The organism is Burkholderia sp. EMB26, from assembly GCF_024730645.1.
Taxonomy (GTDB): Bacteria; Pseudomonadota; Gammaproteobacteria; order Burkholderiales; family Burkholderiaceae; genus Burkholderia; species Burkholderia cenocepacia.
The window spans coordinates 3,318,269-3,332,579 of the sequence record NZ_CP078070.1; the positions used below are offsets into that span (position 1 = coordinate 3,318,269).

Sequence of the window (14,311 nt, forward strand, 5' to 3'; positions counted from 1 at the left end):
CGCGCCGTCCGGCGTCACGGACGACGACCGGGACGGCGCGCGCAATGTCATGGTTGGACCCTCGGTTGCCCGGCGCGGGCCGGGCGGCTGCTCTCCCTCAAGCAAGCTCCGTGCAAGGTGCGCATGAGCCGTGCGCCGCAGGGTCGCGCCGGGCTGCCGCACCACCGTGGCGCGCCGTCGATGCACCATTTCCGTGCGCACGCACCGCCCGTTCGAGCGCATCCGTCACGTCGGCACGCTACACTCCGTACGATCGTTTCATTCTGCCTATCCGCCGTATCGATGGAAATCGTCTTCACCGTCCTCATTCTGCTGCTGACCGTCGCGCTGTCCGGCGCCGTCACGCGCCTCCTGCCGTTGCAACTGCCGCTGCCGCTGATGCAGATCGCGTTCGGCGCGATGCTCGCGTGGCCGAAGCTGAACCTGCACGTCACGTTCGATCCCGAGATCTTCATGCTGCTGTTCATTCCGCCGCTGCTGTTCGCGGACGGCTGGCGGATTCCGAAACGCGAGCTATACCTGCAGCGCCGCGCGATCCTGATGCTCGCGTTCGGGCTCGTGTTCATGACGGTACTCGCAGTGGGCTACTTCGCCCACTGGCTGATTCCCGAGTTACCGCTGCCAATCGCGTTCGCGCTCGCGGCCGTGCTGTCGCCGACCGATGCGGTCGCGCTGTCGGGCATCGCCGGCAAGGGTCGCATCCCGCCGCAACTGATGCACATCCTCGAAGGCGAGGCGCTGATGAACGACGCGTCGGGCCTCGTCGCGCTGAAGTTCGCGATCGCGGCCGCGCTGACCGGCGTGTTCTCGCTGCGCGCCGCGTCGGTCACGTTCGTGATCGTCGCGGCCGGCGGGCTCGCGACGGGCGCGATCGTGTCCTGGCTGTTCAGCGCGCTGTCGACACGCTTCCTGAACGCCGAACAGGAAGGCGACCCGGCGCCCGGCATCGTGATGACGCTGCTGGTGCCGTTCGCGGCCTACCTGTTCGCCGAGCACCTCGACCTGTCGGGCGTGCTCGCGGCCGTGTCGGCCGGGATGATGATGAATTACACGAGCTTCTCGCGCAAAAGCACCGTCGCGTCGCGCGTGCGCGCCGAAAGCACGTGGGCGATGATCGAGTTCGTGTTCAACGGCATGGTGTTCATCATGCTCGGGCTGCAGTTGCCGCACATCATCGGCCGCGCGCTCGTCGACGCGCACCATACGAGCGACGCGCTGGTCGGCCGCATGATCTTCAACGTGTGCGCGATGATGCTCGCGCTGTATGCGATCCGCTTCCTGTGGGTATGGCTGCTGCGCTGGTTCGCGAGCCGCCGCGCCGCGCGCCAGGGCCTCGCCGGCACGATGGCCGGCGTGCGCACGATCGCGGTGATGACGGTCGGCGGCGTGCGCGGCGCGGTCACGCTCGCCGGCGTGCTGTCGATCCCGGTCGCGCTGTCCGACGGCGCGCCGCTGCCCGGCCGCGACACCGCGATCTTCATCGCGTCGGCCGTGATCCTCGGCTCGCTGATCGTCGCGGTGATCGGCCTGCCGCTGCTGCTGCGCGGCGTGCGCTCGTCGCGCAACCCGCTCGGCGACGAGGAGCGCACCGCGCGCTCGGCCGCCGCGCAGGCCGCGATCCGCGCGATCGATTCGTCGCACGACGCGATTTCGGCCGATCTCGACGAATCGGGCGCGGCGCGCTGCGCGGACATCTCCGCACGCGTGATGGACCAGTATCGCCGCCGGCTCGCCGCGCTGGCCGAGGACGGCCCCACGCCGCGCGCGGAAGCGAAGCAGGCCGAAACGATGGAGCTGCAGATGCGGATCGCGGCCGTGCGCGCGGAGCGCTCGGCGCTGTACCGGCTGCGCAGCGACAGCAAGATTTCCGACGAGACGCTGACGAAGCTGATTCGCGAGATCGACCTGTCGGAAACCGCGCTGTCGACGCGCAAGAAAGGCATTCTTTGACGGGCCTGCAACGGCCTGCGCGCGGCAACCGGCATGCATGAAAAAACGGCGACGCACCCGCGTCGCCGTTTTCGCATCCACTCGCGTTCGCGTTACTTTGCGACGACGACCGGAATCCCCTTCAGCATCCCCGCGCCCTTCATCTCGTCGAGCGCGTGCTGCACGGCCGCGCTCGTCGCCGCGTCGATGCCGAGCTGCAACGCGAGCTCGCGTTCCGCGCGCTTCACGCCGGCCAGGTTGCGCACCTTCACGTGACCGAAGCCGCGCACGCGGGCGTGCAGGTCGGCCAGTTGCGCGACCTGCGTCGCATTGCCGGGGGTCATCGCGGCGAACGCGCGCGTGAGCGTGGTCTCGTAGTCGTCGGCCAGCGCGCGCTCCATCTTGCGCTCGACGGTGCGGCCGAACGGATCGAGCCACGTGCCGCGCAGGCTGCGCACGCGCGCCAGTAGGCCGAGCACCGGCCACATCCACTGGCCGAACACGCGCTTCTTCGGCGTGCTGCCGTCGCTGCCGGCCTTCGCGACCGTCGGCGGCGCGAGGTTGAACTTCACGCGGTACGCCTGGCCCGGCACGCCTTCGAACTGCGCTTCGAGCGCGGTGCGGAACGCGTCGTCCGTGTACAGCCGCGCGACTTCGTATTCGTCCTTCACCGCGAGCAGCCGGTAGAACGTCGTCGCGACCGCGCGCGTCAGCGTGTCGTCGCCCTTCGCGCGCGCCGCACTCACCAGCGCCCGGTAGCGCTCGACGTAGCGCGCGCCGCCGTAGGCGTCGAGGCGCGCTTCGCGATCGGCGATCAGCTCGGCGAGCGTCTCCGGCGCGGCATGGACGGCCACCGCATGGCGCGCGTTCCACAACGCGTCGAGGCCCGCCGCGTCGCCGGCCGCCATCCGGCCGATCGAGAACGCGAGCTTGTTCATCGGCACCGCGACGTTGTTCAGCTCGATCGCGCGCATCATCGCGGCGAGCGACACCGGCACGAGGCCGAGCTGCCATGCGTAGCCGAGCATCAGGATGTTCGCGCCGATCGAATCGCCGAGGAACTTCGCCGCGAGCGCCTGCGCGTCGCAGCTCGACAGGTAGCCGTCGCCGGCCGCGTGGCGCATCTTCTCGAGCAGTGCGTCCGCATGCAGGTTCGCGTCGGGGTTCTGCACGAACGACGCGTTCGGGATCCGGTGCGTGTTGACGACGATCCGCGAACGCTCGTGACGCACCGTCTGCAGCGCCTCGGCGCTCGCGCCGACGACCATGTCGCACGCGAGCAGCACGTCGGCCTGCTGCGTGTCGATGCGCACCTGGTTCAGCCAGCGGTCGCTCGACGCGATCCGCACGAACGACAGCACCGAGCCGCCCTTCTGCGCGAAGCCCATGAAGTCGAGCACCGACGCGCTCTTGCCTTCGAGATGCGCGGCCATGCTGATCAGCGCGCCGACCGTCACGACGCCGGTGCCGCCCACGCCCGTCACGAGCATGTCGAACGGCGCGGCATCGAGATGCGTCGCCGGCACCGGCAGCGCGTCGACGCGCGCGGCGAGCGCCGCTTCGTCGAACGCGGCGCCGGCGGCCTTCTTCAGCGCCGCGCCTTCGACCGTCACGAAGCTCGGGCAGAAGCCGTTCACGCACGAATAGTCCTTGTTGCACGACGACTGGTCGATGCGGCGCTTGCGGCCGAGCGGCGTCTCGAGCGGCTCGACCGACAGGCAGTTCGACTGCACGCCGCAGTCGCCGCAGCCTTCGCAGACCGCGTCGTTGATGAACAGGCGCTTGTCCGGGTCGGGGAATTCGCCTTTCTTGCGGCGGCGGCGCTTCTCCGCCGCGCAGGTCTGGTCGTAGATCAGCACGGTGACGCCCGGCGTCTCGCGCAATTCGCGCTGCACCGCATCGAGTTCGCTGCGGTGATGGAACGTCGTGCCCGTCGGGAACTGCCCGTGATGGCCGTCGTACTTCTCCGGTTCGTCGGACACCACGACGAAGCGCGACACGCCTTCCGCCTCGACCTGCCGCGCGATCTGCGGCACCGAGATGCTGCCGTCGACCGGCTGGCCGCCCGTCATCGCGACCGCGTCGTTGTAGAGGATCTTGTACGTGATGTTCGCTTTCGCGGCGACCGCCTGGCGGATCGCGAGGATGCCCGAGTGGAAGTAGGTGCCGTCGCCGAGGTTCTGGAACACGTGCTTCGTGTTCGTGAACATCGCGTGTGCGGCCCAGTCGACGCCCTCGCCGCCCATCTGGATCAGGCCCGTCGTGTCGCGCTCCATCCACGACGCCATGAAGTGGCAGCCGATGCCGGCCTGCGCGATCGAGCCTTCGGGCACCTTCGTCGACGTGTTGTGCGGGCAACCCGAGCAGAAGTACGGCGTGCGCTTCACCGCGTCGGCCTCGTTCGACAGGATCTGCGGCGCGACGAGATCGACGACGCGCTCGCGGCGGTCGAGCGCCGGCTTGTGCCGCGCGAGCCAGTCGGCGAACACCGGCAGGATGCGCGACGGGCGCAGCTCGCCCAGCTCCGACAGCAGGCACCCGCCGGCCGCGTCGTGCTTGCCGAGCACGCGCGGGCGCGCGCCTTCGGTGCGGTTGTACAGGTAGTCCTTGATCTGCTGCTCGATGACCGGACCCTTCTCCTCGACCACCAGCACTTCAGCCAGCCCGTCGACGAAGGTCTCGAGCCGCGTCATTTCGAGCGGATACGACAGGCCGACCTTGTAGATCCGCACGCCGGCCGCGTCGAGATCGGCGACCGTCAGGTCGAGGCGGCGCAGCGCCTCCATCAGGTCGAGGTGCGCCTTGCCGCAGGTGACGATGCCGACGTTCGCGTGGGTGCTCGGCGCGATCCATTTGTCGATGCTGTTGGCGCGCGCGAAATGGCGGACCGCGTCGAGCTTCGCGGCGAGGCGCGCCTCGATCGTGAGGCTCGGCAGGTCGGGCCAGCGGTTGTGCAGGCCGCCCGCCGGCGGCGTGAAGCCGGCCGGCGCCGGCCAGCGCGTCTGCAACGCATCGAGGTCGACGGTGGAGCCCGACTCGACCGTTTCCGAGATCGCCTTGAAGCCGACCCACGCGCCCGAGTAGCGCGACAGCGCCCAGCCGTACAGGCCGAATTCGAGCATGTCGGCGATGTTCGACGGGTTCACGACCGGCATGTGCCACGCCATCATCGCGAAGTCGCTCTGGTGCGGCATCGACGACGACACGCAGCCATGGTCGTCGCCCGCGACGACCAGCACGCCGCCGTGCGGCGACGAACCGTACGCGTTGCCGTGCTTCAGCGCGTCGCCCGCGCGATCGACGCCCGGGCCCTTGCCGTACCACATCGCATACACGCCCTCGACCGTGCGCTCGGGGTCGGCCTCGACCCGCTGCGTGCCGAGCACGGCCGTGCCGCCGAGTTCCTCGTTGATCGCCGGCAGGAAGCGCACGCCGCTGGTGTCGAGCAGTTTCTTCGCCTTCCACAGCTGCTGGTCGACCATGCCGAGCGGCGAGCCGCGATAGCCGCTGACGAAACCGGCCGTGTTGAGCCCCTGTTCGGTGTCGACCGTGCGCTGCATCAGCAGCAGGCGAATCAGCGCCTGCGTGCCGGTCAGGAAGATCCGGCCGCGCGTCGCGGTCAGGTTATCGGTCAGGCGGTAGTCGGACAGGGCAGGCGTGCCGTCGACGGGCAGGCGGGCGGTCATGAGGGGATGTCTCCGGATTGTGCTGTTCTGGGCCGTGCGCGGCGGAGCGTCGGATGACGCGCGGGTGCCGGCAGCGAATGGCTCTATTTTTTCGCGCGCCGGCGAGAATGTTTTTTCTCATCTTGCGCGGACCGGCCCGTGGCGAGAAAAACTGCGCAGCTTTTTGCCGTGATTTGAGAGAGTTTTCGCGCGGGTGGCGGGAGCGTGACGGGCGGCGCGTCAGGGCGGTCGAGTGGTTCGGCAGAAAAGCCGGTGCGTGCCGCAACGCTCGCCGCCAGCCGGGTGGAGGGCGCTCGAACCCCGAGCGGCAAGGGTTTCGGCGGCATCGGGACGTCACGCTCACCGTCGAAATGCACAGCGTTCCGATTGGTCGGTGGCGGCGGATGTCCACAACGACGCGTCCTTCGGCCGGTCGGGCAAGCGCGCTCACCGTTCGATTGCACAGCGTTTCGAGTGGCGTCGGGGGCGGGATGTCCACCTCCGGAATCGGCATGCAGGGCGCTCGGAGGCCGACGCTCACCGTTGAAATTCACAGCGCGGCGAGTCGGTTTGTGGGCGGATGTCCACATTGGAGCCTGCGCATTTCGTCGCTCGGCTGCTCGCCCTCACCGGTCGGATACACAGGCGCGCGAGTACGTCCGTCCGGCGGACGGTCGCGCCGGAATACGCCGGTCGAGGGACTATCGCTTCACCCTCACCGTTGAAATACACAGGACTTCGAGTGGTTGCCGCGACAGTTTTCCACGCCCGGACCAGCGTTGCCCGCCGGCCTGGCGCGCACCCTCACCGTCGAAAAACACAGCGCTTCGAGTGGTCCCGGGAACCGGATATCCACATGGACGAATGTGCCTGGATCGACGGAGGATGCACGCGTCGAAACCCATCGGCGACCGGCAATCCGTACCGGAAGCAGCACCGCGCCCGACGAAGCGCCGATGCTCACCGTCGAAAGTCACAGTGGCGAGCGTCGTTTCGGCGGCCGGATATCCACACGGGAATGCGTAGACGCCTCGCTCGCAACCTCGCGTCCAGGCGTGACACGGACGGTGCTTCGCGTGGCTTCATCGGTCGAGTTGCCGCTTCTTCGCGCGCTGCGCGCAGATCACGGGCCCAGATTCACCATTGGGTTACACGATGCGTCGAGTCCGGCGAACAGGCGAAGACGCGCACCGAAACCCGCATGTTGCGAACCACGCGCCGGCGCTCACCGTTAGAATGCACAGCCCTTCGATTGGGGCCGGAGCCGGATGCATACGTCCCCGGGCGCGTATGCGGCAGTCACGCGCTCGCGACAGTCGGCTAGAATGCGCGGCGCGCCGAACCGCGGCAAACGGCGCGAAACCCGCGCCGCTGCAGGCGCCCCGCGTGATCGGGCGCGACACTCACCATCGAATTTCACAGCATTTCGCTTCGTCTTGCCGCGAGTTGTCCACAACCTGCGTCATCTATCGCGCCGCATCCGGTCACCCTCACCTGTGAAAACCACAGCGCGCCGAGTCGTTTCGCGGCGCGGATATCCACAACCCGGCACGCGACCGGATTTTCATCCGCCGGTCGGCGGATGCGTGGTTGGACGAAAGCAGCGGAAAGCCCGGAGGGCTTGTCCGGTCGGCCTCGGCGGCACGCTCACCGTTCAGGTGCACAGCGTTTCGAGTGGCTGGGGCGACGGGTTGTCCACATCCGTTCGACGACGCCTCACCGCACCGGCACGCGCGCCCGGACGACGTTATTCGGCGATCGACCGGATGACCTTCGCCGGATTGCCGCCGACCAGCGTATTCGGCGGCACGTCCCGGGTGACGACGGCCGCGGCCGCGACGACCGCGTTCTCGCCGATCGTCACGCCGCCGATGATCGTCGCGCCCGCGCCGATCCACACGTTGCGTTCGATCACGATCGGCTTCGCGACCACGCCATCGCGCCGCCGCGAAGGTTCGACCGGATGACCGGACGTGATCAGGCTGACGTTCGGGCCGATCATCACGTCGTCGCCGATCTCGAGTCCGCCCAGATCGTAGAACGTGCAGTTCTGGTTGACGAACACGTTGCGCCCGAGCTTCATGCCGGTGCCGCCGGTCGCATGGAACGGCGGGATCAGCACGAAGCCGTCGTCGACCTGCGTGCCGATCAGTTCACCGAACAATGCGCGCACGTCGGCCGCATCGTCGAACGTCAGGCGGTTGAGCCGCGCGGTGATCGCCATCGCCCGTCTGACCTCAGCCACCATGGCCGCCGATTCGGGCGTTCTGCGCGGAACGAACGTGGTGCGATCGTCGTTTGTCATGCGTGACTTGTCTCCTCGTTATTGCGGCGGCGCGTTTCCGGTCGCAGCCGGACGATCGCGTTGCAGTATGCGCGGGTACGGCGGAATGCGGCCGGGCGCATCGTAACGATGCGGATTTGCGTTGAGACCTCTCGATTTTTATAACTAGTTTATAAATAACTAGTCATTCATTGAACTCCCGTTGCCGAAGGCTTCACGAGGCATTTCGCCCGGTTCATCCGTGCTCCCGCGCACCGAATCAGGCACACGCAACCGACCGGCGCCCATGGCCGGGTTCCTCTGTCCGAACCTCCCGCGCTCGGGTACGCTTGAGCATCCACCGGATCGACAGCAGCACCCAAACGCGGAGGCGCGATGAAGCTCTACTACTGGCCGAAGACCCGGGCATTCCGGGCGCTGTGGATGCTCGAGGAACTCGGTGTGGTGTACGAACTCGTGCCGATCGACCTGCGCTCGCACGAGCAGGGCAGCGATGCGTTCGTGCAGGTCAACCCGATGGCCAAGCTGCCCGCGCTCGACGACGGCAGCGCGCCGTTCGCCGAATCGGGCGCCGTGCTGCTCTATCTCGCCGACCGTTGCCCCGGCGCCGGGCTCGGCGTCGCGCCCGACGATCCGCTGCGCGGCCGTTTCCTTCAGTGGATGTTCTTCACACCGACGTGTCTCGAACCGGCGATGGCCGAGAAATTCACCGGCGCGTCCGGCAATCCGGTCGCGTTCGGCTGGGGCAACATCGCGCGCGTGCAGCGCGCGCTCGCGCAAGCGCTCGCCCACAGCCGCTGGCTCGTCGGCGACCGCTTCACCGCGGCCGACCTGCTGCTGGCCAGCACGCTGAAGATCGCGTTCGACGCACATCTGCTGCCGCACGAAGGCGTGCTCGGCGACTACGTCGCGCGCGCCGAGGACCGCGACGCGTTCCGCCGCGCGGTCGCGATCGAACAGCGCGAAGCGGCGCGTCTGCTGCACGCGTGACGCCCGAACGGGCGGCGCCCCGCCGCCCTCGATCACGCCTGCGCGGCCGGCCCCGGCGATGACGCGTCCGCGTCGATCACCACGCCCGGCGAACCACGCTCGTCCGTGTCGACGTCGATCGGCACGACTTCGTGAAAATGCGTGTAATCGATGTGCGTGATGCCGTCCTCGTCGTGCATCAGGTCGACATAGCGGTGGCGCCAGCGGATCTCGCCATGCGCCCACGCATGACGCGCCTGCATGACCTGCGCGGTGGTCTCGTCCGAGCCCTCGATCGTGATCAGCAATTGCGCGTCGCGCGCGGCGAGCGATTCGGGTGTCTCGCCGAACAGCGCGCTCGACTCGTCGATCACGTGCATCAGGTTCCAGCCGAGCAGGAAGATCGGATGCTCGCTGCGCACGAGCGGCAGGTCGTGAATCTTGCGCAGCGAGTAGCCCTCGTGCGTGCCTTCGACGCGCATCAGCCGCAGTTTCGCCTGCGCCTCGGCAATCACGTTCTGGCGGGCATTCGCGGCGCGCACCATCAGCGTCATCCGGCCGTTCAGCGGCCGCACGATCGCGTAGCGCGCGAACAGGATCTTCGCCTGCGGCCGCGAAAACCGCGCGAACACGAGCCCGGTGGCCAGCGCGATGCCCGACATCCCGACGAAGATCTCGAACGTCGCGACGAGGTGCGCATAGACCGTCTGCGGATGCATGTCGCCGTAGCCGACGGTCGCGAGCGTCTCGACGCTGAAGAAGAACGCGCCGCCGAAGCCCGCCGGCGACTGGTTCGCGATCGGCGCATGGCCGAGCAGATAGAGCGTCGCGAAGCCGCCGTTGAGCAGCAGGAACAGCACCGCAAGCGACAGGAAGAACACCGGCCAGCTCACCGTCAGCGCGCGATGGTAGAAGTCGCGCCAGCCGAGCGGCGGCATCCCGTACGCGATCACCGGGCGGGTGCCCGACCAGATCTTGCGGCCACGGCCGCGGGAGGCTGGGGAGGACGAATCGACGTTCATCGCGCGGCGCCGGTTGCAGGGAGGCGATGAGCGTAGCACGCGCGGCGGCGGCCGGGAATGCGGGCCGGCTCGGAACGGAAATCCGCCGCGCAGGCACAAAAAAAGCCGGCCGCGGGAGCGGCCGGCTGCGTCGTCATGCGAGCGCGCGCGTCGTGCGCGCCGCGCTCACTTCCGGTCGACGATCACCTGGTCGAACGTGCCGCCGTCGGCGAAATGGGTCTTCTGCGCGTTCGCCCAGCTGCCGAAGACCTGCTCGACGCTGAACGTCTTCAGCGCCTTGAACTCGGCCGCATGCTTCTTCAGCACGGCCGCGTCGCGCGGGCGCAGATGGTGCTGCGCGATGATCTCCTGCGCTTCCGGCGTGTACAGGTAATCCAGATACGCCTGCGCGACCTTGCGCGTGCCTTTCTTGTCGACCACCTTGTCGACGACGGCGACGGGCGGCTCCGCGAGGATGCTCGCCGACGGATACACCGCGTCGAATTGCGCGCCCGATGCGCCCGTGTCCATCAGCGCGACCTCGTTCTCGAACGTGACGAGCACGTCGCCGATGCCGCGCTGCGTGAACGTCGTCGTCGCGCCGCGGCCGCCCGAATCGAGCACCGGCACGTTGCGGAAGATCGCCTTCTCGAAGTCGAGCGCCTGCTGGTCGGTCGCACCCTTCTGCTTCTGGAAGCCCCATGCGGCGAGATACGCATAGCGGCCGTTGCCCGACGTCTTCGGGTTCGCGATGATCACCTGGACGCCCGGCTTCGCGAGATCGCTCCAGTCCCTGATCGCCTTCGGGTTGCCCTTGCGCACGAGGAACACCATCGTCGTCGAGTACGGCGAGCTGTTGTCCGGGAAGCGTGCGCGCCAGTCCTTCGGCAGCAACTGGCCGCGCTCGGCGAGCAGGTCGATGTCGTTCGGCTGGTTCATCGTCACGACGTCGGCCTGCAGCCCCTGCAGCACCGACAACGCCTGTGCGCTCGATGCGCCGTGCGACTGCTTGATCGTGACCGTCTCGCCGGTCTTCTGCTTGTAGGCGGCGGCAAAGCTCGCGTTGATGTCCTTGTACAGCTCGCGCGTCACGTCGTACGACACGTTCAGGATCGACGTGTCCGCGTGCGCGGCCGTCGCCGCCACGACCAGCGCCGCCGCCGCGCCCGTGTGCAGCCAGCGGCCGATCCCCTTGATGCTTGCCATCGTGATATGCCCCGTTTCCAGTGGTGGTGAATGTGCGTGACCGCACGCGTACGCGCTGTCATCGAAACGTAAGCGGGCATTCTAGCGGCCGGGCGCGGCGCGCTTTCCAATCAGTCGTGGAAAGCAAATCTCGAATCATGCTAAGCGGCGGCCGGGGCTCGCGCGCGCCGCCGCTCCGGTGTTAAGATCGCCGCTCAGCCCATTCACGGTTCATCCATGTCCGCTACCCTGCGCTCGCCCTCGATCCTCGCCGCCGTCGCGGCAGGCGCGCGCGCGGCCGGGCTGAAACTGAAAAAACGACTCCTCGACTGACGGGGGCGTCGCGTCCCGTCAGGCGAATGCCGGACGGGATGCCCGCAGGTCGTTTCATTCTCCTTGCACGCACGCCTCGCTCCGGCACGCCGCCGGCGGAACGGTTCCTTCCCACTCCGTTTCCACCCTGAGGTTTTGCATGAACACACGTTTCGAAGGTATCTGGCTGCCGATCATCACGCCGTTCCACCACGGCGAGGTCGACCATGCGGCGCTCGCGCGGCTTGCGCGCCACTATGCGGCCGCGGGCATCGCGGGTTTCGTCGCGGGTGCGACGACCGGCGAAGGCGTGCTGCTCGACGCGCGCGAACAGGACGCGGTGTTCGCGACGCTGCGCGACGCGGCGCCCGGGCTGCCGATCGTCGTCGGGCTGACCGCGAGCGCGACGCATTTCGCGGCCGCCCGCGCACGGGAACTCGCGGCGCTGCGCCCGGACGGGCTGCTCGTCACGCCGCCCGTCTACGTGCGGCCGACCCAGGACGGCATCCGCCGCCATGTCGAGGCGGTCGTCGACGCGGCCGACCTGCCGGTGCTCGTCTACAACATCCCGTACCGCACCGGCGTGAACGTCGAACTGGACACGCTGCAGGCGCTCGCCCGCGATCCGCGCGTCGCGGGCATCAAGGAATGCGGCGGCACGCTCGACCGGATGAGCCGGCTGGTGCACGACACGCCGCTCGCGATCCTGTCCGGCGACGACAACCAGAACTTCGCGGCGATGTGCGCGGGCGCGCACGGCGCGATCGCGAGCAGTGCGCACGTGCTGCCCGACTGGCATGTGCGGATTCACGCATGGCTGCGCGACGGGCGGCTCGCCGATGCGCGGCGCCTGTCGGTCGCGCTGCAGCCGCTCGTCGCGGCGCTGTTCGCGGAACCGAACCCGGCGCCGGTGAAGGCCGTGCTCGCCGCGCAAGGGTGGTGCGAGGACGGATTGCGGCTGCCGTTCGTGCCGGCGAGCGAAGGGTTGCGAGCACGGTTGGACGCGCTTTGCGCGGCGCTCGAAGCAATCGAGCCGGACGTCGCCACGGCATAGGCCGCTAAGCCACGCATGGCGCTGGCGGCAGATGAATCCCGCCCCGACGGATTATTTCAAACTGTCAAAACCAGGGACCGGTCATACCGAGCCAGATGCGCGTCGGCCGTCACAAGCCGAAGGGGTTCATGTCGCGCCTGCGCGACCAGCAATCGATCGAAAGGATCGCGATGGTGATGAGGCAAATCGCGCACCGCGGCTCCATGTACGGCGCGAACCGGTAACTCGCGAATCCCGCTTGCGCTGATTGCGCGGATCAGCTCGCCAACGTCGATGTCGAGCTTCCCAAGGCCGGCCTTGATGGCGGCCTCCCAGATGCTCGCGCTGCTGACGAAGCGTTCGTCAGCAGCCGAGATCAGTCTGCGCGCACGCGTGCTGAGCCTCGGATCGTTGGTCGCGATCCACAGGAAGATGTGCGTATCGAGCAACAGGCGCATCACCGTCCTTCGAAAGCATCCAGCAGATAATCGGGCAGCGGCGCATCGAAGTCGTCCGCGATCCGGACCTGTCCCTGCAGGACCCCGAACCGAACGGGTAGCGAGGCAGGCGCGGACTGATCGGCGGGTTCCCCGTCACTGCGGATCGAACCATCCGTCCGATGCGCAGGATCGATCGCGCCGGCACCGGGAACATTCGCTTTTTGCATGATGACCTCCGTTTCAGATGATCATCACTGTAGTCAGGTTCGCCCGATCGATCCATTCGGCCAATCGGCAGAGGGGCTGTCGGATAACCGGCAGTGACCATCGCGAACGTGTCGTCAGGCCGCCAACGCCGCGCCTTCCGCCCCCGTCGCCCCCCGCACCGCCTGCGTCACGATCCGCGCAAGCCGGTCGACCGTCGGCGTCGCCGACGACGTGCGCCGCAGCAGGATCAGCGGCAGGCCAGGCAGCGCCGGCAGCCCGCACGACGCCGCATCGAGCACGCGCACCGACGCGGGCAGCCCGTAATGCGAGCGCACCGTCAGCCCGAGGCCGGCCGCCGCGGCCGCCCATAGCCCGGCCAGGCTCGGCGTCGTGAACGCGACGCGCCACGGCACCCCCGCGCGGTCGAGCGCATCGGTCGCCGCGCCGAAGAACCGGCACGGCCGGTCGAACACGACGAGCGGCAACGCCTCGCCCGTCGCGTGCACGGCGCGACCGCCGGTTTCGTCGACACGGCCCGTCACGCCGGCATCCCCGCCGCCATCCGGCACACCGGCACCACCACCCGCCGCCGCGCCGATCCATTGCATCGGCACCTGCGCGATCGCTTCGCTGTCGATCCCCGCCCGCGACACGAGCGCCGCCGACGCCGGATCGCCCCACACGAGCGCCAGATCGAGCTGGTTCGCGTCGAGCCGGTCGAGCAGATCGGCGTTGCGCGCCACGCGCGCCTCGATCTTCACTTTCGGATGCGCACGCGCGAACCGCCCGAGCACGTCGGGCAGGATCGCTTCGCCGAAATCCTCCTGCAACCCGACGCGCACCCAGCCGTCGAGATTCACGCCACGCACGGCCGCGGCCGCTTCGTCGTTCAGCTCGATCATCCGCCGCGCGTAGTGCAGCATCGCGTTGCCGGCGTCGGTCAGCGCGAGCCCGCGTCCGGCCTTCACGAACAACGGCGTGCCGGCCTGCTCCTCGAGCTTGCGGATCTGCGCGCTCACCGCCGACGACGAGCGCGCGACGCGGTCGGCCGCCTTGGCGAAACTGCCGAGATCCACGCCCGCGACGAGGCTGCGCAGCGCCGCGACATCGAAGTTGGGCCGCGCCAGCGCGGCATCGGCCCCCGCGAGCGGCTCGCCGCCGTCGCGCGGCAGGTCTTGTCCAGGCATTTCAACCATCCTGTTTCATCGAACGATTCATCAAAAACTTTCCGATTTTCAGGATGAATGTAGGCCGCCAGACTGTGGACGTCAACTTCGAACCGGGCC

10 protein-coding genes are annotated in these 14,311 nt (G+C 68.4%); 3 read left to right on the forward strand and 7 right to left on the reverse strand.

Features of this window, described 5'->3' with window-relative positions:
• Nucleotides 1-282: 282 nt before the first annotated feature.
• Complete coding sequence (locus tag KU887_RS15635) at nucleotides 283-1,950, forward strand: Na+/H+ antiporter (protein WP_043204969.1); 1,668 nt, start codon at nucleotides 283-285, stop codon at nucleotides 1,948-1,950.
• A 92-nt stretch (nucleotides 1,951-2,042) separates the two neighbouring features.
• On the opposite strand, the gene KU887_RS15640 is transcribed toward KU887_RS15635, so the two are convergent.
• Both KU887_RS15640 and KU887_RS15645 read right to left on the reverse strand, forming a co-directional pair.
• A complete protein-coding gene (locus tag KU887_RS15640; protein ID WP_258250473.1) occupies nucleotides 2,043-5,615 on the reverse strand; it encodes an indolepyruvate ferredoxin oxidoreductase family protein in 3,573 nt (1,190 codons plus the stop codon).
• Nucleotides 5,616-7,341: 1,726 nt separating this feature from the next.
• On the reverse strand, nucleotides 7,342-7,899 hold the full coding sequence (locus tag KU887_RS15645; RefSeq protein WP_048984858.1) for a DapH/DapD/GlmU-related protein: 558 nt from the start codon (nucleotides 7,897-7,899) through the stop codon (nucleotides 7,342-7,344).
• 354 nt (nucleotides 7,900-8,253) lie between these two features.
• On the opposite strand from KU887_RS15645, the gene KU887_RS15650 reads away from it, so the two are divergent.
• Entirely contained in the window at nucleotides 8,254-8,868 is a 615-nt protein-coding gene (locus KU887_RS15650; RefSeq protein ID WP_006484065.1) for a glutathione S-transferase family protein, read from the forward strand.
• 32 nt (nucleotides 8,869-8,900) lie between these two features.
• Here KU887_RS15650 and KU887_RS15655 read toward each other — a convergent pair whose 3' ends face one another.
• The gene (locus KU887_RS15655) at nucleotides 8,901-9,869 is read right to left on the reverse strand and encodes an ion channel (RefSeq protein ID WP_006484077.1); all 969 of its coding nucleotides are present in this window, start codon (nucleotides 9,867-9,869) and stop codon (nucleotides 8,901-8,903) included.
• Between the two features lie 165 nt (nucleotides 9,870-10,034).
• The gene (locus KU887_RS15660) at nucleotides 10,035-11,054 is read right to left on the reverse strand and encodes a sulfate ABC transporter substrate-binding protein (RefSeq protein WP_060265589.1); all 1,020 of its coding nucleotides are present in this window, start codon (nucleotides 11,052-11,054) and stop codon (nucleotides 10,035-10,037) included.
• 451 nt (nucleotides 11,055-11,505) lie between these two features.
• Here KU887_RS15660 and dapA point away from each other — a divergent pair, with 451 nt between their 5' ends.
• Nucleotides 11,506-12,399: a 4-hydroxy-tetrahydrodipicolinate synthase gene (gene dapA / locus KU887_RS15665; RefSeq protein WP_258250474.1), complete on the forward strand. Its 894-nt coding sequence runs from the start codon at nucleotides 11,506-11,508 to the stop codon at nucleotides 12,397-12,399.
• Between the two features lie 56 nt (nucleotides 12,400-12,455).
• On the opposite strand, the gene KU887_RS15670 is transcribed toward dapA, so the two are convergent.
• From KU887_RS15670 to KU887_RS15680, 3 genes are all read right to left on the reverse strand, one after another.
• Complete coding sequence (locus KU887_RS15670; protein WP_006484069.1) at nucleotides 12,456-12,836, reverse strand: type II toxin-antitoxin system VapC family toxin; 381 nt, start codon at nucleotides 12,834-12,836, stop codon at nucleotides 12,456-12,458.
• The gene (locus KU887_RS15675; protein WP_006484075.1) at nucleotides 12,836-13,045 is read right to left on the reverse strand and encodes a hypothetical protein; all 210 of its coding nucleotides are present in this window, start codon (nucleotides 13,043-13,045) and stop codon (nucleotides 12,836-12,838) included. Before KU887_RS15675 ends, KU887_RS15670 begins: the two co-directional genes overlap by 1 nt.
• A gap of 114 nt (nucleotides 13,046-13,159) precedes the next feature.
• Nucleotides 13,160-14,212: a LysR substrate-binding domain-containing protein gene (locus KU887_RS15680; RefSeq protein WP_060265587.1), complete on the reverse strand. Its 1,053-nt coding sequence runs from the start codon at nucleotides 14,210-14,212 to the stop codon at nucleotides 13,160-13,162.
• Between the last annotated feature and the right edge of the window lie 99 nt (nucleotides 14,213-14,311).